The organism is Paenibacillus polymyxa (assembly GCF_018614975.1).
GTDB classification, from domain to species: Bacteria; Bacillota; Bacilli; order Paenibacillales; family Paenibacillaceae; genus Paenibacillus; species Paenibacillus polymyxa_E.
Genome location: NZ_JAGGNR010000011.1, coordinates 148,192 through 172,258, shown reverse-complemented (window position 1 = coordinate 172,258; position 24,067 = coordinate 148,192). Strand labels below are relative to the sequence as shown.

Below are 24,067 nucleotides of genomic sequence, written 5' to 3'. Positions count from 1 at the left end.
CCCCGACAAAACTAGAAGAAAACCCCTATTTAACTACAAAATATGTTTGAAGGATACGTGCAACTCGCAGAAATCGCCGTTTTAGTCAAACAGGTTGGACGTTGTCCGCTTGAACAACTTCCACCAGCCAGCCTTATTCACATCCTGCGGAGCCTGAATATCAAACTCCTTGATCACGTCATTACCCTGATAAACCACCAGTTTTCCTATACTTTGCCCTGCTTTGATCGGGGCTTTCAATTCTTTGGCAACCAGCAATTCATGACGGATGTCATTGGATTTCGCTCCTTTGCGCATCAGCACACTATAATTTTGCGTGGCATTCAGAGGCAATTCAGCAACTTCACCTTTTTCGATCTTCAGACTGCCCAGCAGATCCCCTGCCTTGTAGAGAGCCTTCATCGTATATTGACTAAACGCATAGTCAAACATCGAAGACACCTCACTGTTCCGTGTTTTGGTATTTGGTTCACCGAGTACCACGGAAACGACACGCAGTCCATCTTTGGACGCTGTTGCGGACAAGCAGAATTTCGCTTCGGATGTGTAACCTGTTTTCAAACCGTCTGCCCCTTCATAAAAACGAACCAGCTTGTTTGTGTTCACCAGCCAGAATGGCTTTTCCGTATCTTTGCGAAGGTAATCCTGATATGCACCGGTGTACTTCGTAATTCCGGAATGCTTCAACAGTTCACGGCTCATGACGGCAATATCGTGGGCGGAAGAATAATGATTATCGACAGGCAGACCGTTACAGTTGGCAAAATGAGTATCCTTCATGCCAAGCTCCTTCGCACGCTCATTCATCAGTTGTACAAAAGCTTCTTCGGAACCAGCGATCTTCTCAGCCATCGCTACCGAGGCATCATTGCCTGATGCCATCGCAATCCCTTTTAACATATCATCAACCGTCATTTCTTCCCCGGCCTCCAGAAAGATCTGCGAACCGCCCATCGAAGCGGCATATTCACTCGTTCTTACCTTATCCGTCAGCTTCAGCTTGCCCGAGTCGATTGCTTCGATCGTGAGCAGCATCGTCATAATCTTAGTGATGCTTGCCGGAGGCAGCTGATCATGACTGTTTTTCTCATAAATGACCGTTCCCGTGTCTGCATCCATTAAAATCGCGGAGCGAGCCGACGGGGCCAGATCAGTTCCTCCCGCTGCCTTCGGTTTCTCTTCAGCCAATGCCGTTGATGCCATAAGGGACAGCAGGATACAAAGGGTCATGAACGATGCCATTATTCTTTTCTTCACAAGGTTACCTCCTCAAATGACTTGCTTACTGCATGTTCCATGCATGTACTGCTAATCATTGTCGGCCCGTTTCCAGTAAATTATTCCATGTAAAGCATGATTTCCCGAACTTTTATTGAAAATGTGGTCAAAGCAAAAAAAACGTACTGCACTCAACGAATGAGTAACCGTACGTTCAACACAGCTAAAAAAGGTTACCCCCGATGATTTCTCATCCAAAGAGGTAACCTTCTTAACTCAAATCTTGCTTACATTTGTGGAATAACAGCCAATACCAGCGCCAGGAACGACTCACGCACACGTTCCGTCGTTTCCATCACCTCATCATGTGACAGCGGCTGGTCCAGAATTCCGGCAGCCATGTTGCTGATACAGGAAATACCGAGTACTTCCAGGCCTGTGTGGCGTGCCACGATCACTTCAGATACAGTGGACATACCCACTGCGTCTGCGCCCAATGTACGCAGCATTCTGATCTCTGCCGGTGTCTCATAGTTCGGACCAAGCATACCTGCGTATACCCCTTCACGTACGTTAAAACCTTGTGATGCGGCCGTATCCTTCGCCAGCGCACGCAAACGGCGGCTATATGCTTCGGACAGATCCGGGAAACGCACGCCCAGTGCAGCGTCATTTGGTCCGATCAGTGGATTTTTGCCTGTGAGATTCAAGTGATCAGAGATCAGCATCAAGTCTCCAGCTTCATACGACGTATTCACGCCGCCCGCAGCATTGGTTACAAGCAGGCTACTTACACCCAGTTCTTTCATAACACGTACGGGGAAAGCTGTCAATTCCGGACCATATCCTTCGTACATGTGGAAGCGGCCTTTCATCATCACGACTGGACGACCTTTGATGGTTCCGACCAATAGTTCACCTTCATGCCCTTCTACTGTGGACACCGGAAAATGTGGAATATCCTGATAAGCGATACTTACGCCATCTTCAATCAGTTCTGCCAGTACGCCAAGACCCGAACCCAAAATCAAACCGACCTCCGGCTTAATGGAGCTTTTGCTTTGAATATAAGATGCTGCTTCCGAAATCATTTGTTGGTTTAATGCTGTCATGCGATGTATGTTCCTCCTTGAGTTGAAACGATCCGTCTTATGTATAACGGCGTTTGGATGTATTCAATTTATTTTATCCTAAATCGGCCCAATGTTCCGCATTTATTTGTGAATGCCATGCGTCAAAATCTATCTTGCCCTCGGATGATGGGTTTCATAGATTTCTTTCATGGTTTTGCGACCATGATTGCCATATTGTTGTCCAGGCTGCTCCACGTGACCCAGCATGTCTTGAACCGCACGTGTATCCGCCCCATTGGCAATCAGGTGTGCAGCAAAGGAATGACGAAGCGTATGCGGCGTAATTTCTTCCGAGATTCCCGCATCCACCGCCGCTTTTTTGAGCAGCTTCCAGAAACCCTGCCGGGTTAAACGCCTGCCAGACACATTCACGAATAGTGCCTGCTCGTCCGAATCGGTTTTGAGCAACTTGTTGCGAAACTCCTCCACATATACACTTGCCCAATGTGCAGCTGGCGCACCAATGGGAAGGATACGTTCCTTGCCCGCCCCACCGCATCGTATGAAACGCATGCCTGTCTGTACATCCCGAATGTCAAGGGCAATCAGTTCCGAGACCCGAATGCCTGTAGCATATAACAGTTCAAGCATCGCTCGATCCCTCACACCCTGCGGTGAACGAATATCAGGCGCTGTCAGCAGTTGTTCGATCTCCTGGATACTTAACACCTGTGGTGGCGTCTTGTCCGCCTTGGGAGCTTCCACATCAAACGTAGGGTCCTGTATAATATCACCCCGCCGCAGCAAAAAATGAAAGTAGGAGCGCAGAGATACGATGCTGCGGGCAATGGTTGCATTGGCACGTCCTGCCTGTTTGAGCTGACCTGCAAACAGGACGATATGTGTCCGTCTGACCTGATCGGCTTCGCGTATGCCATATTCCTTATCCGCAAATTCAATGAACTTGTCCACGTCTCGGAGATACGATTCAAGCGTGCTGCTCGACATCCCTTTATCATCTTCCAAGTATAAGGCATAGGCGTGTATCGTCTGTTTCATGTACAACGCTCCTCAACTGACAGATCTGCCGCTCTGGCAGACTGCTCCCGTATTTGCATCCCTGGCTGTTCCAAGCTACTCCCCGTACCAATAGAACAAACGGAGACGCTCTGCCATCGTAGGACGTCCTTCTCCATTACCCGGCCAATCCGTTTCCTGAAATACTTTGATTGCATTGCCAGTCGGCATCTGATACTGATCCACAGGTGAGATCCAGCCATTAAACAGATCCAGAACATGATAGAACAGATAAACTAATGCAGCAAAAAATAGTATAAATCGAATAAAACGGAGCCCTCTCCGCACTGATATAATCATGGGCGCGTCCCCTCCTGATTCGAATCCGGTATTGTCCTTGAATCAGGGTATGTCCATAAACACAGGTTTATGCCATTCGGGGGAAACTCCAGATCATATCCGGTGCCAAAAAAGCTCTCCCGTCAAAACCGCCGGTGAGAGCTTGAAGATATGCTATGTTATTCTTCATCTTTGGGTTTCTGTTCATTTTTAGCTTTGCAACGATAACAAATTCCATGAAAGTCCAGTCGGTGATCTACTACCGAAAAGTTGAATTCCCGCTCCAAACGCTCTTCAAGCGGTCCAAGCCAGTCTTCACGTATTTCATCCATACTTCCGCATTGAACACAGATTAAGTGATGATGGTGATGCTTGGATGTATCTCCGCGCAGATCATAACGCGCTACACCGTCGCCGAAGTTGATTTTCTCTACAACATGCAGCTCACTCAGCAGTTCGAGGGTACGGTACACGGTTGCCAGACCGATTTCGGGAGCCTTTTCTTTAACGAGCATGAATACGTCTTCTGCGCTCAGATGATCTTCTTCATTCTCAAGAAGTACTCTTAAGGTGGCTTCCCGCTGGGGCGTTAATTTATATCCTTGGGACTGTAGTTGCTGCTTAATTTTATCAATCCGTGCTTCCATTTTCTCCCTCCCCCTAGGAAATCACTGCACACTGCAACTTAACCCACTCTTTTCATTATAGGGGGAGTGCGTAATTAAAGTCAACATTTTACACTATACGATGAACGTTAGGCCGGTAGTAACATTGGCGTGACCCAACGCATCATCGCAGGTGTAACCCATGTTTCAAAAGACGCCACGCCGAGCAGCAATGCAGCCATAACCAAAGTTAAAACTATATATGAAGCAAAAGGCCTTTGTCGACCCGGTGTTCGCTGCATCAAAACACGATTGCGAATGATGTATAACGAGAACGTCATCGCCGCCACACTGCAGACCAGAAGGATCGGAATGACGAACAAATTATGCGGTGCCACGGACACCAGTGCAAACAGCAGCCCTTTCCAGGAATACTGTCCAACAAGGTACCCCACTGTGAATCCAATGAGCACACCTTTCAGAAAATCCAGAACCAGTATACCGGGTAGTCCAACAACGGATAAACCCAGAATAAAGATCAGACCCACCCATTTCAGATGGAGCATGGCAATGTCCCAATATGCCCCGGTCTCTGTTACCTGTGCACTGTGCTGCACGGTCATGAAGAAATTGCCGAGATAACCCTCCAGATCCTGACGTTGCTCAAGAGACAATGCGTTGACCATGAGCGCGCCAAAAATGACGCCGACCAGAAACAAGACGGCCACGAATACATATAACGAAGTCTGACCTTTAAATGTAAAGTAGGAAGAGCGCATACAGGTACGAGTCCCCTTTCCGGTATCATGCTGCAAGGATTCTCAGTTACATCCTCATAGTCATTCTTATGAAATGGAATGCACCTGTATGACTTCTTGTCCAGATTGGACCTCTGTAAAGCGAAAGCTATATGACTTGAACCTCAGAATATTACTACAGAATATTCACACGAGTCACTCCGAGACTCTTTCCTGAACAGCAACTTTACCGTACGTGCCTCCACCTCCAGAGGACAACTCCAGTTGTCCATTCCGTGCAGCCACAATCAAGCCAGCCAGTACAGGTCCAACAACCGCAGCAAGCTCTTCCTCATGCGTGCGATGAAGTACGTTCATTTCTGTACCAAAATGGTCCAGTAGCTGACGCAGTTTGGCTTTGCCAAGTCCGGGGATGAACTCCAGTGGTACCTGATAATGATAAGCTGGTCTGTTTGCAGGAACATGAGGACTCTCCCGATCAGAGATCGCCAGAATGCGGTCCAGCACCCCCTGAACCAGCTTCAGACTGCCACAGTGAGGGCAACGCTCTGCTGACATCGCCTGCTCGTCCATAATACTGCCACATGCTGCACAATAAGTACGGTGATACTTGCCCAGCCTTGGATTCAGTCCATAATTGGCAGCAATTTTCCTGCCGGCTTCTCCTTGAAGTGCCATACGGAATTCATCAAAAGAAGGGGCAGCAACTTGCAGTTCGTTATACTCCCGTCCAATCTTACCGAGTGAATGAGCATCCGAATTGGTCAGAAACGGTACATGATCCAATTCCCGAATATAACTGGCCATGGATGAATCAGAGCTTAACCCCAGCTCGACAGCGTCCACGAGACGGGTATCCAGTACATCGCCCATACGGGGCGCAGTACTGCCATAGATGCCTTTATGCGGTGTAAATACATGTGCAGGCACAATAAGCCCACCACGTGCCTTAATCTCGGCTTGCATCTCTAGAGCGGGCACGTAGACACGCTGAGAACTGAGGTTCACATTTTTCATATAACGTTTCATCCAGTCCGTGAAGGACTTCATCGTTTTCAGATCACGGAAGTACGCCAGCATATGGAACTCACGCATTTCAGGCTCGCGCAGCTCAATCTCTGTACCCAGCAGAATGGTGGTGTCCTGGTAGGCAATGCCGCCGCCCTCAATCTCGGACATGGTACCCCTCTCCAACAATTGCTCAATATCCATCTGTACAACCGGAGAATGACAATCGATAACACCAAGCAAATGAATTCCTTTGCGATCCGATGCTTCCCGAGCAATATTCTCAAATGTAAGATCACGACTGCCACTGATTTTCACGGCCTCACCGCGAGAGGTTCGTCCGATGTGGATATGCAGGTCCGTATAACAAGGCTCCCACGTCGTAGACGTTGCCAGTTGGTCTTGCATGCCTAGAACCGTCCTGTCGTTCTGTAAAGGTCCCACGCGTACACGGCCATCATCGTTTTGGCATCGCTAATCCGGTTATCGTCCATGAGTGCGTAAGCTTCCTCCAGAGTTATTTCGGCAACTTCAAGGAATTCATCTTCATCCAGCGCCATATCTCCGGCTTCCAACTCTTCAGCGATGTAGAGATGAATGATCTCATCTGCGAACCCCGGTGACGTGTAGAACGAACGCAAATGACGCAGAGACTTGGCCACATATCCCGTCTCTTCTCGCAATTCACGTGCTGCGGCAACTTCCGGCTCTTCTCCCGGGTCCAGTTTTCCCGCAGGAATCTCCACTTCGGTGCGTCCCATTGCCTGACGATACTGATCCACTACAAGCATGCGATCCCCATTCAGAGCAAGTACAGCTACCGCTCCAGGGTGCCGAATAATTTCACGTGTAGCCGTCTGACCGTTCGGAAGTTTAACGGTGTCGACCTGAAGTGAAATCACTTTGCCCTCGAAGATTGGCTTGGTGGATACAGTCACTTCATCCAGTTTTGAATTGGCAGGTTGAGCTGCATGGATGGATTGGGCAGATTGGTTTGGTTTCATTGGTTCTTCAACTCCATATCGTCGGATTATATATTCAGTTAATGTATAAATCTCTGATTTTGGGCATATGGTGAGCGTATAGAAATCTCACAGCAAATATAAACGAATCAGGGGGACTTTCGATGAACAGATATATGACGCCTCAATCCGTACACGTGGTAGGACAAGCCCGGCAAGTACAGCTCATACTCAAGCAATGGTTGCGCGAGTGGGGCCCGGATGCCAAGTTAATCGATCTGCTCGCTGGACGCAAATGAATAGGTCATTAATCCATTCACCCATTGACTCAATTTGACCCTAAATTAACGAGTATTCTCTCCTGAAATATAACATGAATTCACAAAAAGTCCGAATCCGTACAAACCGGGTTCGGACTTTTGTCTAACAACATGTGAGGTAACATGTGCTCTATATTATTTCTTGTCAGCTGCTGTTTCCTGAATAATAGCCACGACTACCTGGGATAACTTCACAATGTCTTCGGCACGAATGCGTTCTTTGGTTGTATGAATATCCTCGTACCCTACCGCCAGATTCACTGTCGGAATGTCGAATCCGTTAAAGATATTGGCATCACTGCCACCACCGGAAGCAAACGTACTTGTCTCCAGCCCAATACTGCGGATGGCACGCTGTGCAAGCTGTACAACTTCGTGTTCATCATGGAAACCAAATGCAGGATACAGAATCTCGCTTCTGAATTCAGCTGTTGCACCGTATTTGCGACATGTTGTTTCGAGCGCGTCACGCATCTGTGCAACCTGCAATTCAACTTTCTCCTGCACAATACTGCGGGCTTCCGCTTCAAGCTGTACAAAGTCACATACCACGTTGAGTGGTGATCCACCCTGGAATTTCCCAATGTTCGCTGTTGTCTCATCATCAATTCTGCCCAGTGTCATCGCTGCAATTGCTTTGGCTGCAACCTGAATGGCGCTGATCCCGTCTTCCGGGTTCACGCCCGCATGTGCGGACTTACCATAGATGCTCATTTGAATTTCAGCTCTGGCCGGTGCAGCTACACAGATCGTACCTACAGCTCCGTTGGAATCCAGCGCATAACCGAACTCGGCATCGATATCCTTCGGATTCATCGCACGTGCGCCGACCAAGCCAGACTCTTCGCCAACTGTAATGATAAATTGAATTTTACCATGAGGAATTTTGTTTTCCTGGATCACACGAATCGCTTCGAACAATGCCGCAATCCCTGCTTTGTCATCTGCTCCCAGGATCGTTGTTCCATCACTGCGAATCCAGCCATCTTCACCCAGTTCAGGCTTGATTGCCTGTCCCGGCGTCACGGTGTCCATATGACATGTGAAAAAGATCGGTGCAACCCCTTCAGTTCCTTCGGCTTCCCAGGTAATGACAAGGTTTCCCGCGCCATGTCCAGTTTGTTCCATGGTATCATCCTCATAGACATGAAGACCGAGATCTGCAAACTGCTCTTTAAGCACCTTTGAGATATTCTGTTCATTTTTCGTTTCACTATCAATCTGCACCAGTTCCATGAACTGATCGATAACACGTTGTTGTTTAATCATAGGACTTTCCTCCCTCTCGTGGATACGGTACAATACAATTACTATGGCTTGTTTACTTTATGTTGAAAGGAGTTCTCTCATCATGCAAAAAAAGAAATGGTTCAAAATCATCATCTATCTCATGCTGATTGCCATGATCGGGTCCACCCTTTTCATAGCTCTCGAACCATTGCTGTTCGGATAGCAACCTAAAGCCTTTCGACGAACTGTTTACAGACGTTGAAGGGCTTCTTTTTCGCTAATCCAATTGATTTGATATGGAAAAATGCGACTAAAGTACGGAACAATCTCGCGTGCTACCTGCTCCACTGTATAAGACTTGCCCGTTATATCCTCCAGTGAAGTAACACCATACTGCTCAATCCCACAAGGAACAATCCCCTGAAAACCTGCATGTTGAATGCCTGAGCTGATGTTAAAAGCAAACCCGTGACTGGTCACAAAACCGCGGCGGTGTTTGCAACGATTAAACTTGATGCCGATTGCAGCGATCTTCATATCGCCAATCCACACACCCGTGTAACCCTCTTTGCGTCCAGCTTCGATGCCCTGGTCTGCGAGATAATCCATAAGTACCTGCTCAAGTTTCCGTAAATAGCCGTGTAGATCCAGATCTTCATCCCGACCAAGAATCAATAACGGGTAACCTACCAACTGGCCCGGGCCATGATAAGTAATATCACCGCCGCGGTCAATTTGAAACAAAGAAATCCCTTGCTCACGCAACTCTTCCGGACTGAGCAGCAGATGCTCCGGATGATTTTGTGAACCGATCGTATACGTTGGCGGGTGCTGTAAAAGCAGCATCTGCTCCGCTCCCTCGCCCTCGTCCAAACGCTGCACAATCGCTTTCTGGCGGTTCCAAGCCTCTTCATAATCAAGCATTGGTATGTATGCAACATCCAGCGGCTTGCTCATGATTCCCCACACCCTTCTGCTTCAGGTTCAGTGTACAATGGAGCACCTGTCCGTAGACAGCAGGAAAAGTGCACGGCCTCCGGCACATACACTTTCCCATCAACTTTTTACTTAATACACCTTGGTTTCCATGGTATATCCTTCAAGGTTTTCTTTGACACGTTGCAAGAAACGTCCGCTGATTACGCCATCCAGGATTCGATGATCCAGAGACAGACAGAGATTAGCCATCGAACGAACGGCGATCATATCATTAATAACCACCGGCTTTTTGACAATCGACTCAAATGTAAGAATCGCTGCCTGCGGATAGTTAATGATTGGCTGGGACAGGATCGAACCAAATGAACCTGTGTTATTCACCGTAAACGTACCACCTAGCATATGGTCCAGCTTCAACGTGCCTTCACGTGTTTTACGAGCCAGCTCATCTACTTCACGAGCCAGACCTGCGATATTTCGCTGATCGGCATGTTTGATTACGGGTGTAAGTACGGAATCTTCGGTTCCTACCGCCATGGACAGGTTAATGTCCCGTTTGACGATAATTTTGTCCACTGCCCATACCGAGTTCATGATCGGGTAGTCTTTAATCGCGTTAACGACTCCCTTCATCATGAAGGACAGATATGTCAGATTGATGCCTTCCTTACGCTTGAACTCATCCTTAAGTTTATTGCGCAGCATCACAAGATTTGTTACGTCCACTTCGATCATTGTCCATGCATGCGGGATTTCCGATACGCTTTGACGCATATTCCGGGCAATGGCATTACGCACAGGGGTAACATCGATGAAATACTCCGATCTTCCCTGGCCGCCACCTTCCACTTCGATCTGTGGAATTTTTGGGCTTTCGGTTAGATGAATACCTGAATGTCTCACAGGAACTCCTGCATCGGACGCTGAGATCGCTTCTCCAGCGGTTAAACCCATTTCACCATTTCCACGATTCACTCCGCTGAATGGAGAAGCAGACGGCACACCAGAAGGTGTATGCTGAGCTGCTGCAGATGATGCTTGTGCAGATGATCCAGCCGCGTTACCTCCCTGTGCAACAAATGCCAGCACATCTTTGCGGGTAATACGACCACCGGCCCCAGTTCCCTTGATGCTTTGCAGGTTCAAGCCATGCTCTGCTGCCAAGGATTGCACTGCCGGGGAATACCGATTGCGCATCGGCTGGTTGGGGTCATGTGCTGCTGTATTTGAGGCGGCAACAGGAGTGCGGCTCGCATTTTGCTGCACTTGCTCCTGGTGCTGCGATACTTGTGTTACTTGCTCGGTCGCTTCTTCGCCCGAAGCAGCGACCTGCATGCGACAGATTGCTTCACCAACAGCAATCGTTGTGCCCTCTTCCACCAAAAGATCACCCATAATGCCATCCACAGTGGATGGAATCTCGGCATTGACTTTATCCGTGATTACTTCACAGATCGGCTCGTACTGTTCCACACGGTCGCCCGGTTTTTTCAACCATTTGCCTATGGTAGCCGAGACCAGCGATTCCGCCAATTGCGGCATAATGACCTCGATCCATTTCATACGTTCAGCCATTTGATTATCACTCCAAACTTTACTTTTAAACGATCCAAAAAAGGAAATTAAAACTCGGCAAGTGTACGCATTGCTGCTTTGGCTTTGTCCTTGCTCAGCATGTAGAATTTCTCCAATGTTGGGCTAATTGGCATGGCCGGCACGTCAGGTCCGCAGAGACGCTGAATCGGTGCATCCAGTTCAAACAGACATTCCTCGCTAATAATCGCGGCAACTTCGGCCCCTACACCACCCGTTTTGTTATCTTCGTGTACAATCAGCACCTTACCTGTCAGACGAGCGGAAGCAATAATCGCTTCACGATCCAACGGTTGCAATGTGCGCAGATCGAGAACGTGTGCTGTAATGCCTTCTTCACGCTCCAGCTCCTCAGCAGCCTGCATCACAAAATGCAGCGGCTGACTGTAACCGATCACCGTAATATCCGCACCCTCACGAAGTACGTTGGCTTTACCAATCGGAACGATGTAATCATCTTCAGGCACATCTTCTTTGATCAACTTGTAGCATTTTTTATTTTCAAAAAAGAGTACCGGGTCCGGGTCTCGAATGGCCGCCTTGAGCAGTCCCTTGGCATCGTATGCCGAGTAGGGAGCTATAATTTTCAGACCTGGTGTACCAAAGAAAATCGACTCCGGACATTGGGAGTGATACAACCCACCGAAGATCCCGCCACCAATCGGCGCACGGATAACAATCGGACAGCTCCAGTCATTGTTGGAACGATAGCGGATCTTGGCCGCTTCACTAATGATCTGGTTGGTTGCCGGCAGCATGAAGTCCGAATATTGCATTTCGGCAATCGGCTTCATGCCATACATCGCTGCACCAATGGCAACACCTGCAATAGCGGATTCAGACAAAGGTGTGTCCATCACTCGCATTTCGCCGAACTGATCTTGCAGTCCTTTAGTTGTGGTAAACACACCACCTTTGAGACCTACGTCTTCACCAAGGATAAAAACATTCTCATCCCGTTCCATCTCTTCTTTCATCGCGAGACGGATTGCATCAATATATTCCATCACTGCCATACTTACCGTCCCCCTTCTTCGCTGTCCGCATAAACGTGCGTCAGAGTGTCCTCAGGTTTAGGATATGGCGCATTGTCTGCATATTCAGTTGCTTCTTTCATTTCCATCGCAAGCTGGGAAGCCAGATCCGCATCCCGGGCTTCGTCCCAGATGCCGCAATCGATCAAGTAGTTCTTCATGCGAGGAACGCCATCCTTCTTCCAGTTCTCCTCGACTTCCTCTTTGGTCCGGTAAGCCAGATCATTATCGGAGGTGGAATGAGGTGACAACCGATACATCATCGCTTCAATCAGTGTCGGGCCTTCCCCGGCTATGGCACGGCGACGCGCTTCCTTCACTGCAGCGTATACTTCCAATGCATCGTTACCATCTACACGCAGTCCGGGGAATCCGTATCCTTGTGCTCGATCGGATATTTTGCCGCTCAACTGTTTGTGAATCGGTACCGAAATTGCATATTGATTGTTCTCACACATAATAATGACAGGCAATTTATGCACACCTGCAAAGTTGGCTCCCTCATGGAAGTCACCCTGATTGCTTGATCCTTCGCCAAACGTAACAAAAGAAACAAATTCTTGCTTTTTCATTTTGGCAGCCAGTGCAAATCCAACAGCGTGCGGAACCTGTGTTGTAACCGGGCTGGAACCCGTCACAATCCGCAGCTTTTTGTGACCGAAGTGACCCGGCATTTGCCGACCGCCACTATTCGGATCTTCTGCCTTCGCAAAAGCAGACAACATCAACTCACGCGGAGTCATGCCTACCGCCAGTACAAAGCCGTAATCGCGGTAGTAAGGTAAATAATAATCGTGATCCCGATCCAGACCAAAAGCAGCGCCTACTTGCGCAGCTTCCTGTCCTACACCGGATACGTGAAAGTTAATTTTGCCAGCCCGTTGCAAGAGCAAGCAACGCTCGTCAAACTTGCGCGCGAGCAGCATGTATTTGTACATATCCAATACTTCACCATCGCTAAGTCCCAGCTGTTGATGCCGGTGGACCGCGTCTGCAGTACCTTGTGAACTCATATGAGGTACCTCCTTTTAATCAGAGCCTGTGCCACTCTTACTACCCGATCTTATAACCTGGTACTAAGACTTGGCTTAACCTTATTATAATCCCTTTTACCCAAAAAAGGAAAGGACCTTTCTCATAAGCTTGTTTGACTTACATTCCAATGGCCTTTCCATCGACCGCCAGCATGGCTTCACCCATGATTTCCGACAGAGAAGGGTGCGGATGAATGGTTTGTCCGACTTCCCAGGGTGTGGCATCCAGCATCTGAGCCAGCGAGGCCTCAGCGATTAATTCCGTCACATGGGTGCCAATCATATGTACCCCCAATATATCATTCGTCTTGGCATCTGCGATCACCTTCACAAATCCATCACGACTTCCATGAATGAGCGATTTGCCAATGGCCTGGAACGGGAATTTGCCTGTTTTAATATCATAGCCACGTTCTTTGGCTTCACGCTCGGTGAATCCGATGCTTGCTGCTTCCGGACGTGTATACACACAGCGCGGAATAAGGTGGGATTCTACGGCATGTACCGTTTCGCCCGCCAGATGATTGACAGCGAGAATACCTTCATGACTTGCGGCATGGGCAAGCTGTAAACCACCGATGCAATCACCAATGGCATAGATGTGACCTTCACCCGTTTGTAGCTGCTTGTTCACAGCGATGAAGCCACGCTCCAGTTTGATATCTGTATTTTCGAGTCCGATATTTTCAACATTGGCCTGACGTCCAACCGACACGAGCATTTTCTCCGCTCTCAGCGTTTCCTGCTTATCTTCACCAAGCAGCACATCAATCTGGATGCCCTCTTGATCCGTACTATATGTTTCCGTTTGAACGGTGGCACCTGTCAGGAAACGAACACCTCGTTTGCCGAGCAATCGCTGCATTTCTCTGGCAACATCCTCATCCTCGGCAGGCAACACGTGAGCAGCTGCTTCTACTACTGTGATGTCTACGCCAAAGTCATTCAGCATCGATGCCCACTCCAGTCCAATCACACCCCCACCCACAATGATGAGTGATGCAGGAAGTTCATCCATACGCAGGGCTTCGTCGCTGCTCATTATGAATTTTCCATCCGGTTCCAGGCCCGGCAGCACACGAGGACGCGAACCAGTGGCAATGATGAGATTGGTTGGAACTACCGTATCCATCTCTCCATCTTCAAACTCCACAGCGACTGCTCCGCTCTGCGGTGAGAAGATGGAAGGTCCGATGACGCGACCTTTCGCGTGTACAACCTGGATTTTATTTTTTTTCATCAAATATTGAACGCCCTGATGGAGCTGTTCGACAATTGCATCCTTGCGCGCCTGTACTTTGGGAAATACAAGTGTAGCCCCAGCGGTCTCGATACCATACGTCTCGCTCTCCTGGATCTCGGCGTATACTTCCGCACTTTTCAGCAAAGCTTTGCTCGGAATACAACCACGATGCAGACAGGTACCGCCTAGCTTGTCCTTCTCAATGATAACGACCTGTTTTCCCAGCTGTGCAGCCCGGATCGCGGCTACATATCCACCAGTTCCTCCTCCAAGAATTGCAACATCACATGTAATTGGCATCTCTCATGCTCTCCTCTATGAATCAAATTTCAATATCATTTATGATGGCTTGAATCATGGTTTGACTTATACCCTCTATATGCCATTGTACTCTCCTTGAGCGGTCAACTCAAAGTTTGAAACAATCACACATGGACAGCCTATGCATTCCAAGCTATGATGGAATCAGGTATGATCTGTAAGCGTAACCTTTATTTAATGTCGACTTTGGCAGAAAGGGTATAATGCTCATGAATACAAGATTGGTCTTTGCGCGATTTTTGGCAATTGTTGTTCTGGTCATCCCCGGGTTAATGGCAATGAAGGGTTTTCTGATGATGAAAGATGCCCTGTTCCTATATTATGCCGAGCACGGGAACGAACTGATTTCACCAGGGTTCCAATGGCTCTCCTTTGGCGGTGGACTTGTCCTTTTTGCCGCAGGTATGAGTTTTCTGGGAGGCTGGATCCTGTTCCGTGACCGCAAGCGTAATTATGTAGGTCCCCGTTTCCGGTCCAAAAGTGTACCCGAAAAAGCAGAGACGCCCGGAAGGACTCCATGAGTCCGGGCTTTTTGTGTGTTTATACAACACACCGCCTACTTTACATAGACAGGATGGATCATCATGGTATCATTTCTAATCACGTTACAACGATTGCTAAAAGGCATTTTCCATGCGTTCAAAGACCCCAAGTTTCTGGCTTTGTTTGCATTAACGGCAGCAACGTTGCTGTCAGGCACTTTGTTTTACACTCGTGTTGAAGGTCTGCACTGGATCGATGCTTTATACTTCTGTGCGGTTACTCTGACTACGGTGGGACATCCTGAATTTGTGCCAACCACCGGATTCAGCAAAGCCTTTACCGTAATCTACATGTTTGCAGGCATTGGTCTCACCTTTGCCATGATTGCCAGAATTACAGCAGGTATTCTATTCCCTCGCAAATTAAAGACAGAAGAGGACCCGGAGTAATCTCCGGGTCATTCGTATAAGGCATCCCGCAGTTTGGTAGACATACGTGATTCTTTGGAAGAAGACTTCAAGATCGTTCTACGCAAGGTAAGGTTACTTGCCTGCAGTCTCTCCGCTTCTGCGAACAGTTCTGCAAATAACGCCTGCGCTGCTTCATCTAGAGATCCCTGTTCTTTCAGGCTTTCATATCGCTCTTGAAGTGATGTTAATGCTTCACTCATACTAAACACCTCTTTTCACAACTCCTGTTAATTAGCTGCCGTAACCAATACCTTAACAATCCATATAGTAACACAAAGCTGAGCAGATTAGTTCTGGCTCTTTCCAAAGATTTTGTGGTACTCTGTAAAGGTCGCTTTTTTTGTTGAATCCCGTATGTGAGAGGAGTAGCAGCACCGTGCAAACAGGACGTATTACCGTAATTACTGGACCCATGTTCAGTGAAAAATCCGGTGAACTCATTCGCCGTTGTCAGAAATTAATACAATTTGGCCGTAAAAAGGTTGTGGCCTACAAACCAGCCGAGGATAATCGGTTTGCCCAGGACGAGATCGTAAGCCGTATTGGTTATCGACTCCCTGCCCATTCCATTCCCCGGCAATTAACCCCGGAATCCGTAGAAATGATCTTGAACCAAACCATAGATGCTGATGTTGTTGCATTTGATGAAGTACAATTTTTCAGCAGTGCCATTATGGAGCTTGTCTCGGAGTTAGCGTATTGTGGCAAACATGTCATTGTGGACGGACTTAATATGGATTACCGTGGTAAGGAATTCGGATATGTCGGTGGTTTGCTTGCCATGGCAGACGACATTGAGAAACTCTCGGCTTTCTGTGCGGTATGTGGCAGCCCGGATGCAGCCTTTACGCAACGTATCGTCAATGGGGAGCCTGTTACCTTGGGTCCTGTTGTCATGATTGGCGATTCAGAAGCTTACGAGCCACGCTGCCGTTGCTGCTTCATTCCTCCTCACAAAGTTGAATGCTCATCATAATTCCTAAAAGATCTTAGATATCTTCCAAAAAGGCCCCTTGGGGCTTTTTTTGTTATAGAGCAAACACTCGCACAAAAAAGCACCGCTTCGCAGCGATGCTTCCAGAGTCACTTCCCGCTAGTCCCGGGAAACAAAATATTTGTTGGTCATGTAGTAAGCGTCACCACGCGACGTTTCTACCATTCCTTTTTTGGCATCCAAAAATACAATTTCTTTACACTTCGTGCAGTACCATTTTGTACGCTTATATGGAGATTCCGTCACATAAGCTGTGCCACATTTACAATCAATCTTCATTAATAACTCGGTTGATTTATAAGCACTGGACAAGCGTTCCAGGTTATCCTGCTGCTGTGTAGGCATAATGGTCTGCTGATAATCCGATAAATGATTTTGAACCTTGAAGTCTGCTACCAATCCTGCATTCAATCCAAAAAACTCCTTGCCAATTTCGGTCACGAAGCGCTTCTCATTTCTGTAGCAATCCAGCCACTCAATAATCTGCTTATTAGACAGTGGAACCGTACCCTTGATACCGCTGTTTAAGGTGTAGGTCATGATGTATAAAGTATCGTCTTGTCTACCTGAGTACATTAGAATCCTCCTTCGAATACATTTGCTAATGTACTACAAAAACGCGCATAAATCAAAAAATTCTTATTTCCTGAGCGCATCTCTTCTTATTAAATGGGAAACATTCCTCGTTCATCCGCCAAAGACTTACAAGAACTGCATACACCTGAAACATTTCCCTGTGGAGCCGCATAATGCACGACCGATTTAACGTTTTTCTTGCATATGGAACAGTAGTGCCTCCTTTCCTTTTTTGGGATATAGTCCGATAGCTTAACCACATTTTTGTTCGGTCGGAATCGTTGTAAGAAGCCCGGCCATTTCATCTCGCTTCACTCTTTCTTGTTCGTCTACTTTGTAGTCATTTTTTGCTCTGGGCTAAAAATCATCTTGCCTTTTTTTATGTATACGATTCCAAGTTGTGTGTGCCTATCTCATAATCTATTCGACGTTTTGGGCGTTTTTCCTGTTTTTAATCTCTACACATACAAAAAAAACCGACAGAACCTGCTCTCCTTATTTTCAGATGAACAGTATTTTAGTCGGTTCAAGCCTTATTTATAAAAAGTTCCCAGAACATCCAGCTCTGATGAGCGCTCAATTCGAAATGGATAGATATAACCCTGATTCATTCGGGTAAATTTGCGGCTCCACAGATCCAGTCCCGATGTGAACTGATAGGCCTGATATATAAACTTGGAGCAGTAATTGCGCTCAATGCTGCGCAGATTGGTCTGCAAACGGTAGAATTTTACCTGCTTGTAATGGTCATGTACCCACCCAGCGGCCTTCATCCCTGCCTCATTCAGTCTGGAACGGAATACAATGAAGCGATCTCCTTCATAAAACCGCGTGAGATACCACTCTAATGAATCAGCAAACACAGGGCCATAAGGATGCACATGATACACTTTGCCGTCGAGACCGATGATGCCCATATGTCCGGCGTAATATGTTGATTCCGAGCTTGGCGTGTACACGATATCCCCTGGCTCCAGCTTCATCTCTCCCAATGCGTTAATAGGCAAGTCCTGATGCAGCCGTTTGGCGGCTGAACGTTCACGACGACCTTCAACTAACAAGCGATGAAGCGCACCAGCCAGTGCGAGATACATTTCAGACCATTTGATCTTTTTTTTATCAGATCGTTTGAACCACCGCTGGATGAAGGTGAAACCTCGTTGTGGCCGTGATCCCTTTTTCATAAGCTGCACTCCACTCTGATCTAGATATTGTATCTTGAAGTTATTCTACAGTTTCTCAGGCTTATTATAGACATTTGGTAGTGTATATTCAATTCGGCTACCATTGTATCTGTTGAAATTATGCCTTCTTATTACCCATTTTATGCAAAAAAAGATGACTTCGGGATTAATTATTAACCCGAAGTCATCTTGCTCGTATCCAAATGTATACATTTATTCTTCTACAACACCAAGAGCTTTATTTTTCTCCTTAAAGCGACTGTTATGGGAAGAAACATAAGCCACTTTTTCCGCTTCAGGGTCCATGTAAAGCTTCGCACTGTTTACCGCTAGGGCTGCATCAGTGAAAGTACCCGCAATCAGGTACAGTTTGCTACCATAATCTACAAAATCACCTGCGGCAAAAACACCAGGAATATTGGTTTGTAATCTCTCTGTCGTAGTTACATGCCATTCGCCAAGATCAAGTCCCCAATCCCGGATTGGACCAAAGTCACTCTTCATGCCGTGGTTTACAATGACAGCATCGACTTCAAGCAGTTCAGTTTCACCAGTGTCCACGTGTGAGATGGTTACCTGTTCAATCACATCACCACTCATACTATGCAGTGTCTCTACCGCATAAGGTGTACGGACATCTACAGAGGATTCTCTCATACGCAGTACATTACGCTCCAACCCGCCAAAGCGGTCACGACGATGCACAACCGTAACTTGCTCTGCCAATGCTTCCAGTTCATTCGCCCAGTCCACAGCAGAGTCGCCTCCACCCGAGATCAGCACACGTTTACCACGGAATGGCTCTAATTCCTGCACAGTATAGTGCAGATTGCTAACCTCGTAACGGTCTGCACCTTCAAGCTCCAGCTTGGCCATTTTATATATACCATATCCGATTGCCAAAATGACGGTACGTGTCCAGTGTTGTTCACCTGTTGCAGAAGTTAACAGAATCGTGCCATCAGGTTGACGCTCGAATCCTTCGATCTGTTGTTCAAAAACGAGGGTTGGCTCAAAAGTCCTTGCCTGTTCTTCCAATTGTTTAATCAGATCTTCACACAGAATTGGTGTCACACCCCCGACATCCCAGATCATTTTCTCCGGATAAAAGAGCATGCGACCTCCCAATCTGTCACGCGCCTCAATCAACTTGGTCTTCATATCTCGCATGCCGCTATAAAAGGCAGAGTACATGCCCGCAGGGCCACCGCCGATAATGGTTACATCATAGAGTTCCAACTGCTTATTCATATTAAAAATACCTCCGTTAATTCGATCCAGAACATCGAGTATTTGATATCGATTCTCATTATCACTTAAAGCCTAGTGTAATGGTAATCTTATCAAAATACAATGGCTAAAAAACAAACATTTCTTGTACAAAAATTTCACGAACACATCTGCTCTTTACTATTGCGCTCTTGGAGCCGCCAACAGCTTTTCAACAACAAAATCAAGCTGTTTATTAATTGAATAGATATCCGAATAATAGAAGAAATCGAAATCAATCTCAATCAGACGACCTTCTTTAATCGCAGGGATGCTGCTCCATATTGGATTATCTGTCAAGTTATCTGCCCCTTCATATACCGAGCGAAACACATAGTCTCCGATATATTCAGGCAGTACTTCCATGGATAAATTAGAGCCTCCCGCTTCCGAAACCACGTCGATTTTTTTCTGTACGACTTCAGGTGCTTTCATTCCCAAGTACTCATATAACGCCTGAGATCCTCGGCCATATTGCTTGCTCTCTACAACGACCATACCTTTCAAACCGCCCTCCACAATGGAAACCGTTTTGTCCAATATGCCTGCATCTGCTAGTGTTTGCTTACTCTCTTCGACTTTGCTATTGAGATTATTGATTAATGTCTCAGCCTCCTGTTCTTTTCCAAAAATACTCGCTATACTCTGGAGTCTTTCTTCTGTTGTCATTTTCTCGTATGGAATATATACCGTAGGTGCGATATCCTTCAACAACGTATACGTCTCTTCTGAAGGAACAATGATTAGATCCGGATCAAGGTCAATGACAGCTTCAGGATTTGGTTCGAACCAGGTGCCTAGTGAATTTACACCTTCAAGCTCACTCTTGTAGGCAGCCCCGTTGAATACTTCAGATGTAGCAATTGGCTTAATTCCAAGCGCAACGACGTCTCCCTGGAGATACAATACAACAACCCGTTTCGGATTCGCTGGAACAACGACGTCACCCTTAACCGTCGAGACCGTACGTGTTTCATTGTCTTTGTTCGTCTGGCTTCCTGTGTCTGATGATACTGCCGTACTACTGTTATTGGAACTGGCACCCGTTCCTTCGCCAGCTGCTGGTGTTGTTGCTGTACCTGAAGAGCAGGCTGCGAGGAGCATCGTTATGCTCAATAATGCAACCATAATCATACTGGAACTTGTTTTTCTTCTTTTCATTGGTGTAAACCCTCCGTCTATATATTGATAATGATTCTCATAATCAATATATCCCGACTTCCATCTTCGGCCAATGGACGATTCAGAGATTACCAATGGACGATCCTCTGTTCTCGCTTCTTCTCTTATCTTTCGTTGATATTGAATCGGAGAGATCCCCACATGTTTTTTGAAGATACGACTAAAATAATACACATCCGCATAACCCACTTCTGCTGCAATTTCACTCAGCGTTGCATCAGATCGTACAAGCAGATTCCGAGCCTTGGCGATTCGGGTCTGAATTAGATAATCAATGGGACTGTAACCCGTCTGTCGTTTGAATTGCATGGATAAATGCCGGGAGCTGTAGTTGAATTGTTCAGCCAGAAAATCAAGCGTGACCTGTTCCCTATAATGGTTCTGTATATAACGAAGTGTTTGTTTCACCGGGTCAGCAAGCTCTGTTTTGATCTCCTGATCTGCCAACTGAACCATCATTTCATGAATGAATTGGTAAAATAAACTTTTTGTATGAAGCAGATCCAGACTGCCAGATTGAATCCATGCACCCTCAAGCCCATCAAGGTAACGTAACAACTCCAGCGGACTACTCGGTGCAAATCCATATTGCAAGGAGAACGGTGCAACTTCCGGCTGTGCCAATAACCACTTTTTACGATAACTAGGAAAGGCAAGGAATGCTCTGTAATAGAGCAGAATATATTCGAAATCTTCGTTGGTTTGGATATCCAGCGAAGATCCTTTCGCCCCATGAAGCATGTAAAATCGCTCTGCATTGTAGGTTTGTCCATCCAATTGAAGTTGAGCCGATCCTCGAATCGTATATATATAACCATTTGCCGGAAGTGTGTAGGAACTCAGTTGTTCCCCTGCCTCCATAACGATTCGGCGTATATCCAGAACCTTAACAGCGGCATGATTCCAGCATTTCATCTGTTCGTCTAATTGCATCGAATACTCTCCAATCCTAGCCTCACCCGGAACAAAGGCCTTACAAGGTCATCATTCTGTCACACATCCGATAACATATGTGTAGCAGAGGTTCACTAATATACCTTTATTATAAATGATAATAATTTTCATTATCAACTGAAATTTAAAGTGGAATTGGATTTCATCTTTTCATATGCCTCTAATTCTATGTAACGAATATCTGTTATACTCACCGCAGCATAGTTCCAGAGGATATAATAATCATTCCACATTTTGCTAACCCATCTCCGTCTACATAGATTGTGTCTGAACTTCCGCTCATTTATTGATAACCATTATCAATTATTATGATGAAGTACGCAATAAAACAGAGCAAATGAATCCATTCAGACGAAAAAAAAGCTATTCAAATCCTTCTCTTAACATCTGATATATGTAAATAGAACCATGATAAAGAGTAGAAGGAGAACAGAGGATATGAATTCAATCTCATCTGCAACCAAGAGCAGTTTCACTCCCGGGAATATAGTCTCCAGTCGGGATAAAGAAATTCAGGGACTCATGCAGCAGAAGATCCGGCTCAATGAAGAAATGCAAGGGGTAAAAACCAATGACGAGTTGGATACCAAAACCAAAGCTCAGCGAATTAAATCCTTAACAAGCTCCATATCCCAGATCGACAGCCAAATTGCCCAAATTAAAGCAGAGGAATTACAGGAAAAGAACAAATTAAGACAGCCCGAAAAGAGTCAACAGCAACAACCCAAATCAACTGACGAGACACAAGCCCCTTCACTGGATCACCTAATCAAGCATAGTCAGACTTATGATCAATTGGGTAAGCTGGTCGGTTTGCGTGATCGCATGCAGGGCTCCATTCAGACCACCGAAGGAGAAACCCGCTTCGACCGACTTGTTCTGGAGATCAATCCTCCCACAAATGATCTCGATCTCGGCAAATCAATGATGCTGGAAAACTCAGAACGTACCGTCTTTCAGGCAAAACGAGAGGTTGTTCAGGACATCAATTCTCAGCTCAGCAAGGTCAATCAAAAGATTGGAGATCTGGTGAAAGAGATCCATCAGCCCGCACCTGAAAACGGTGTACAACCACTTATCTCTGCAACACCTGGAGAAGAAGATCAGGAAATTAATGACGGAAAGAAACCAGGAAATAAGGAGCACCCGTCAGATGGCGGAACCACAGATCAGGAATCAGGAAACAGTCCGCAAACTCCGACTTCTGCATCTCCTTCTTCATATCCATCCGTCGATATTCGAATCTGAGTACCCTTTCCCCGAAAATATTTACATAGATAATGAGATTGAAGTGTTTTCACCTGAAAACCTTTGACCCGGATCACATAATAGATAAACCGCTATTACCAGGTGACTAGCTCCTGATAAGTAGCGGTTTTTCTTGTATCTTTAACGTTAGTAGTTGTAGCTACTATGAGTATTTCTAGCACGGAGTACTGGCGGTATCATTTGCACAGATGATACTGCCAGCAATCGCTTCACAACCTTTTTTGATGCGTGTGGCCTCATCAATAATCTGATCTATGTTTTCATATTTTCGCTTGCTATTGGTTACAACGGCGATGGATACCGACACGAGAGGAATGGGCCGATTTAGCCCGGAACGTCCTTCCCCCAGAACATATTGATGATGCCAATCATGTTCGTTGTAGAATGTCTTTTTCATTTCCTCAAAACCTGAGATGACTTCCTCACTAATATATTTGTAATCATGGTGATTCAGGATTGTAATAAAATCATCACCACCGATATGTCCAAGAAAAGCTTCAGGGGGAACAAATAGCTTGCGAAGCAAGTTAGCTGTCGCTTGAATAAGCTGATCCCCCATTTTGAAGCTGTAGCTATCATTGTAGGATTTGAATTGATCGAGATCAACGTACAGTACGCTAAATTGGTCCATCTGAAGAGCCTGAGACAGCCTTTCATCTATAATATGATTACCTGGAAGACCAGTCAGCGGGTTCATAAAAATCGCCATTTCAGCCCGTACATCAGCAACAGCAAGTAGCAAACGTCGAATACTCACAGCTCCAAAGAAACTTTCCCCTGACGTGACCAACACAAGATCATATATTTCACCTTCATCCCGGTCCATGGCTAGAACACTGACATCTGTAATCTGTTCCGAATAATCCACGACCAGTGCCTGCGTGTTCATTACCAGTTCTACAGGACGTCCCATGTACAGATTATAGCCATACTGGGTACCAATCTGCACATCGTACCACTTTCTACTTGAAAAAGCGTTAACTGAAGGTAAA

The 24,067-nt window shown here is 46.5% G+C and carries 26 protein-coding genes; 6 read left to right on the top strand and 20 right to left on the bottom strand.

The window, feature by feature from the left end:
- Positions 1 to 81 precede the first annotated feature (81 nt).
- The 8 genes from J7E78_RS09340 to J7E78_RS09305 all read right to left on the bottom strand — a co-directional run bounded on the left by J7E78_RS09340 (position 82) and on the right by J7E78_RS09305 (position 7,022).
- Positions 82 to 1,257: a D-alanyl-D-alanine carboxypeptidase family protein gene (locus tag J7E78_RS09340; protein WP_397330527.1), complete on the bottom strand. Its 1,176-nt coding sequence runs from the start codon at positions 1,255 to 1,257 to the stop codon at positions 82 to 84.
- A gap of 248 nt (positions 1,258 to 1,505) precedes the next feature.
- Complete coding sequence (locus J7E78_RS09335; protein ID WP_215075930.1) at positions 1,506 to 2,330, bottom strand: purine-nucleoside phosphorylase; 825 nt, start codon at positions 2,328 to 2,330, stop codon at positions 1,506 to 1,508.
- Positions 2,331 to 2,459: 129 nt separating this feature from the next.
- Positions 2,460 to 3,350, bottom strand: coding sequence for a tyrosine recombinase (locus J7E78_RS09330; protein WP_215075929.1), 891 nt, complete (start codon positions 3,348 to 3,350; stop codon positions 2,460 to 2,462).
- Positions 3,351 to 3,425: 75 nt separating this feature from the next.
- Entirely contained in the window at positions 3,426 to 3,668 is a 243-nt protein-coding gene (locus J7E78_RS09325; RefSeq protein WP_215075928.1) for a DUF4227 family protein, read from the bottom strand.
- A 158-nt stretch (positions 3,669 to 3,826) separates the two neighbouring features.
- The gene (fur, locus tag J7E78_RS09320) at positions 3,827 to 4,294 is read right to left on the bottom strand and encodes a ferric iron uptake transcriptional regulator (RefSeq protein ID WP_036607866.1); all 468 of its coding nucleotides are present in this window, start codon (positions 4,292 to 4,294) and stop codon (positions 3,827 to 3,829) included.
- 107 nt (positions 4,295 to 4,401) lie between these two features.
- Entirely contained in the window at positions 4,402 to 5,031 is a 630-nt protein-coding gene (gene spoIIM / locus J7E78_RS09315) for a stage II sporulation protein M (protein WP_124116446.1), read from the bottom strand.
- Between the two features lie 174 nt (positions 5,032 to 5,205).
- The gene (locus J7E78_RS09310; protein ID WP_215075927.1) at positions 5,206 to 6,426 is read right to left on the bottom strand and encodes an endonuclease Q family protein; all 1,221 of its coding nucleotides are present in this window, start codon (positions 6,424 to 6,426) and stop codon (positions 5,206 to 5,208) included.
- 2 nt (positions 6,427 to 6,428) lie between these two features.
- Entirely contained in the window at positions 6,429 to 7,022 is a 594-nt protein-coding gene (locus J7E78_RS09305; protein WP_215075926.1) for an NUDIX domain-containing protein, read from the bottom strand.
- Between the two features lie 122 nt (positions 7,023 to 7,144).
- Here J7E78_RS09305 and J7E78_RS09300 point away from each other — a divergent pair, with 122 nt between their 5' ends.
- Positions 7,145 to 7,279 carry a Z-ring formation inhibitor MciZ gene (locus J7E78_RS09300; protein ID WP_215075925.1) on the top strand — a complete coding sequence of 45 codons (135 nt, stop codon included), beginning with the start codon at positions 7,145 to 7,147 and terminating at the stop codon, positions 7,277 to 7,279.
- A 156-nt stretch (positions 7,280 to 7,435) separates the two neighbouring features.
- Here the strand turns inward: J7E78_RS09300 and J7E78_RS09295 are convergent, their stop codons facing one another.
- A complete protein-coding gene (locus tag J7E78_RS09295) occupies positions 7,436 to 8,569 on the bottom strand; it encodes a M20/M25/M40 family metallo-hydrolase (RefSeq protein ID WP_215075924.1) in 1,134 nt (377 codons plus the stop codon).
- A gap of 82 nt (positions 8,570 to 8,651) precedes the next feature.
- On the opposite strand from J7E78_RS09295, the gene prli42 reads away from it, so the two are divergent.
- On the top strand, positions 8,652 to 8,753 hold the full coding sequence (gene prli42 / locus J7E78_RS09290) for a stressosome-associated protein Prli42 (RefSeq protein WP_017687624.1): 102 nt from the start codon (positions 8,652 to 8,654) through the stop codon (positions 8,751 to 8,753).
- 26 nt (positions 8,754 to 8,779) lie between these two features.
- Here prli42 and lipB read toward each other — a convergent pair whose 3' ends face one another.
- From lipB to lpdA, 5 genes are all read right to left on the bottom strand, one after another.
- Entirely contained in the window at positions 8,780 to 9,487 is a 708-nt protein-coding gene (gene lipB / locus J7E78_RS09285; RefSeq protein ID WP_251034928.1) for a lipoyl(octanoyl) transferase LipB, read from the bottom strand.
- A 111-nt stretch (positions 9,488 to 9,598) separates the two neighbouring features.
- Positions 9,599 to 11,044 carry a dihydrolipoamide acetyltransferase family protein gene (locus J7E78_RS09280; protein WP_215075923.1) on the bottom strand — a complete coding sequence of 482 codons (1,446 nt, stop codon included), beginning with the start codon at positions 11,042 to 11,044 and terminating at the stop codon, positions 9,599 to 9,601.
- A 47-nt stretch (positions 11,045 to 11,091) separates the two neighbouring features.
- The gene (locus J7E78_RS09275; protein WP_017687621.1) at positions 11,092 to 12,078 is read right to left on the bottom strand and encodes an alpha-ketoacid dehydrogenase subunit beta; all 987 of its coding nucleotides are present in this window, start codon (positions 12,076 to 12,078) and stop codon (positions 11,092 to 11,094) included.
- A 2-nt stretch (positions 12,079 to 12,080) separates the two neighbouring features.
- On the bottom strand, positions 12,081 to 13,109 hold the full coding sequence (locus J7E78_RS09270) for a thiamine pyrophosphate-dependent dehydrogenase E1 component subunit alpha (RefSeq protein ID WP_036607878.1): 1,029 nt from the start codon (positions 13,107 to 13,109) through the stop codon (positions 12,081 to 12,083).
- A 139-nt stretch (positions 13,110 to 13,248) separates the two neighbouring features.
- Positions 13,249 to 14,673, bottom strand: a complete 1,425-nt coding sequence (lpdA, locus tag J7E78_RS09265; protein WP_215075922.1) for a dihydrolipoyl dehydrogenase — start codon at positions 14,671 to 14,673, stop codon at positions 13,249 to 13,251.
- Positions 14,674 to 14,897: 224 nt separating this feature from the next.
- Between lpdA and J7E78_RS09260 the strand changes: the two genes are divergently transcribed.
- Positions 14,898 to 15,215 (top strand): DUF2627 domain-containing protein, encoded by a 318-nt coding sequence (locus J7E78_RS09260; protein ID WP_017687618.1) that lies wholly within the window; start codon positions 14,898 to 14,900, stop codon positions 15,213 to 15,215.
- 63 nt (positions 15,216 to 15,278) lie between these two features.
- Positions 15,279 to 15,626 carry a potassium channel family protein gene (locus J7E78_RS09255; protein ID WP_036607883.1) on the top strand — a complete coding sequence of 116 codons (348 nt, stop codon included), beginning with the start codon at positions 15,279 to 15,281 and terminating at the stop codon, positions 15,624 to 15,626.
- Positions 15,627 to 15,634: 8 nt separating this feature from the next.
- Here J7E78_RS09255 and J7E78_RS09250 read toward each other — a convergent pair whose 3' ends face one another.
- Entirely contained in the window at positions 15,635 to 15,847 is a 213-nt protein-coding gene (locus tag J7E78_RS09250; RefSeq protein WP_047843592.1) for a hypothetical protein, read from the bottom strand.
- Positions 15,848 to 16,023: 176 nt separating this feature from the next.
- On the opposite strand from J7E78_RS09250, the gene J7E78_RS09245 reads away from it, so the two are divergent.
- Positions 16,024 to 16,623, top strand: coding sequence for a thymidine kinase (locus J7E78_RS09245; protein ID WP_017687615.1), 600 nt, complete (start codon positions 16,024 to 16,026; stop codon positions 16,621 to 16,623).
- Between the two features lie 117 nt (positions 16,624 to 16,740).
- Here the strand turns inward: J7E78_RS09245 and J7E78_RS09240 are convergent, their stop codons facing one another.
- The 4 genes from J7E78_RS09240 to J7E78_RS09225 all read right to left on the bottom strand — a co-directional run bounded on the left by J7E78_RS09240 (position 16,741) and on the right by J7E78_RS09225 (position 21,785).
- Positions 16,741 to 17,217, bottom strand: coding sequence for a hypothetical protein (locus J7E78_RS09240; RefSeq protein WP_017687614.1), 477 nt, complete (start codon positions 17,215 to 17,217; stop codon positions 16,741 to 16,743).
- 533 nt (positions 17,218 to 17,750) lie between these two features.
- Positions 17,751 to 18,401, bottom strand: coding sequence for a hypothetical protein (locus tag J7E78_RS09235; RefSeq protein WP_215075921.1), 651 nt, complete (start codon positions 18,399 to 18,401; stop codon positions 17,751 to 17,753).
- Between the two features lie 213 nt (positions 18,402 to 18,614).
- Positions 18,615 to 19,652, bottom strand: a complete 1,038-nt coding sequence (locus J7E78_RS09230) for an NAD(P)/FAD-dependent oxidoreductase (protein ID WP_215075920.1) — start codon at positions 19,650 to 19,652, stop codon at positions 18,615 to 18,617.
- 159 nt (positions 19,653 to 19,811) lie between these two features.
- Complete coding sequence (locus J7E78_RS09225) at positions 19,812 to 21,785, bottom strand: AraC family transcriptional regulator (RefSeq protein WP_215075919.1); 1,974 nt, start codon at positions 21,783 to 21,785, stop codon at positions 19,812 to 19,814.
- A gap of 459 nt (positions 21,786 to 22,244) precedes the next feature.
- On the opposite strand from J7E78_RS09225, the gene J7E78_RS09220 reads away from it, so the two are divergent.
- A complete protein-coding gene (locus J7E78_RS09220) occupies positions 22,245 to 23,054 on the top strand; it encodes a FlxA-like family protein (protein ID WP_215075918.1) in 810 nt (269 codons plus the stop codon).
- Between the two features lie 175 nt (positions 23,055 to 23,229).
- Here the strand turns inward: J7E78_RS09220 and J7E78_RS09215 are convergent, their stop codons facing one another.
- A complete protein-coding gene (locus J7E78_RS09215) occupies positions 23,230 to 24,024 on the bottom strand; it encodes a GGDEF domain-containing protein (RefSeq protein ID WP_311516970.1) in 795 nt (264 codons plus the stop codon).
- Positions 24,025 to 24,067 lie beyond the last annotated feature (43 nt).

Coding starts and splice junctions, on each gene's coding strand:
- J7E78_RS09335 (WP_215075930.1), bottom strand. CDS start 2,330: ATGACAGCATTAAACCAACAAATGATTTCGGAAGCAGCATCTTATATT.
- J7E78_RS09330 (WP_215075929.1), bottom strand. CDS start 3,350: ATGAAACAGACGATACACGCCTATGCCTTATACTTGGAAGATGATAAA.
- J7E78_RS09325 (WP_215075928.1), bottom strand. CDS start 3,668: ATGATTATATCAGTGCGGAGAGGGCTCCGTTTTATTCGATTTATACTA.
- fur (WP_036607866.1), bottom strand. CDS start 4,294: ATGGAAGCACGGATTGATAAAATTAAGCAGCAACTACAGTCCCAAGGA.
- spoIIM (WP_124116446.1), bottom strand. CDS start 5,031: ATGCGCTCTTCCTACTTTACATTTAAAGGTCAGACTTCGTTATATGTA.
- J7E78_RS09310 (WP_215075927.1), bottom strand. CDS start 6,426: ATGCAAGACCAACTGGCAACGTCTACGACGTGGGAGCCTTGTTATACG.
- J7E78_RS09305 (WP_215075926.1), bottom strand. CDS start 7,022: ATGAAACCAAACCAATCTGCCCAATCCATCCATGCAGCTCAACCTGCC.
- J7E78_RS09300 (WP_215075925.1), top strand. CDS start 7,145: ATGAACAGATATATGACGCCTCAATCCGTACACGTGGTAGGACAAGCC.
- J7E78_RS09295 (WP_215075924.1), bottom strand. CDS start 8,569: ATGATTAAACAACAACGTGTTATCGATCAGTTCATGGAACTGGTGCAG.
- prli42 (WP_017687624.1), top strand. CDS start 8,652: ATGCAAAAAAAGAAATGGTTCAAAATCATCATCTATCTCATGCTGATT.
- lipB (WP_251034928.1), bottom strand. CDS start 9,487: ATGAGCAAGCCGCTGGATGTTGCATACATACCAATGCTTGATTATGAA.
- J7E78_RS09280 (WP_215075923.1), bottom strand. CDS start 11,044: ATGGCTGAACGTATGAAATGGATCGAGGTCATTATGCCGCAATTGGCG.
- J7E78_RS09275 (WP_017687621.1), bottom strand. CDS start 12,078: ATGGCAGTGATGGAATATATTGATGCAATCCGTCTCGCGATGAAAGAA.
- J7E78_RS09270 (WP_036607878.1), bottom strand. CDS start 13,109: ATGAGTTCACAAGGTACTGCAGACGCGGTCCACCGGCATCAACAGCTG.
- lpdA (WP_215075922.1), bottom strand. CDS start 14,673: ATGCCAATTACATGTGATGTTGCAATTCTTGGAGGAGGAACTGGTGGA.
- J7E78_RS09260 (WP_017687618.1), top strand. CDS start 14,898: ATGCTCATGAATACAAGATTGGTCTTTGCGCGATTTTTGGCAATTGTT.
- J7E78_RS09255 (WP_036607883.1), top strand. CDS start 15,279: ATGGTATCATTTCTAATCACGTTACAACGATTGCTAAAAGGCATTTTC.
- J7E78_RS09250 (WP_047843592.1), bottom strand. CDS start 15,847: ATGAGTGAAGCATTAACATCACTTCAAGAGCGATATGAAAGCCTGAAA.
- J7E78_RS09240 (WP_017687614.1), bottom strand. CDS start 17,217: ATGTACTCAGGTAGACAAGACGATACTTTATACATCATGACCTACACC.
- J7E78_RS09235 (WP_215075921.1), bottom strand. CDS start 18,401: ATGAAAAAGGGATCACGGCCACAACGAGGTTTCACCTTCATCCAGCGG.
- J7E78_RS09230 (WP_215075920.1), bottom strand. CDS start 19,652: ATGAATAAGCAGTTGGAACTCTATGATGTAACCATTATCGGCGGTGGC.
- J7E78_RS09225 (WP_215075919.1), bottom strand. CDS start 21,785: ATGCAATTAGACGAACAGATGAAATGCTGGAATCATGCCGCTGTTAAG.
- J7E78_RS09220 (WP_215075918.1), top strand. CDS start 22,245: ATGAATTCAATCTCATCTGCAACCAAGAGCAGTTTCACTCCCGGGAAT.